The organism is Variovorax sp. 01N429, assembly GCF_056399425.1.
In genome coordinates, this window is sequence record NZ_JBFTRG010000190.1 from 1 (window position 1) to 396 (window position 396).

The 396-nt window shown below is 73.0% G+C and carries 1 protein-coding gene; it reads right to left on the bottom strand.

Annotated elements, in window-relative coordinates; translation table 11 throughout:
* A partial coding sequence (locus AC1DSF_RS31195) for an MFS transporter (RefSeq protein WP_478184178.1) occupies positions 1–396 on the bottom strand: 396 nt, incomplete at both ends.

Here is a 396-nt window from a genome sequence, read left to right on the forward strand (position 1 = left end):
GCGTTCGACGGTGTGGAAGACGGCGAGGAGGACCGCGCCGGCGACGAGGCCGGTCAGGGCGAGAGGGTCGGTCCAGCCGTGCTCGCCGGCCTGGGTGAGGCCGTAGACGAGTCCCAGCAAGCCGAGGGTGACGGAGAGCGCGCCGGGGACGTCGAGCTTGGGGCGTTCCGCGGGGCGGGATTCCTCGATGACGGACGGCGCGATCAGCAGGACGGCCGCGGCGACCGGCACGTCGATGAAGAACGCCCAGCGCCAGGACAGGAGTTCGGTAAGCACCCCGCCGAGGACCGCGCCCGCGGTGAACCCGGCGGACATCAGCGCGCCGTTGAGGCCGAGGGCCTTCTGCCGCAGCGGTCCTTCCGGGAACGACGTGGTGAGCAGGGACAGGCCCGCCGG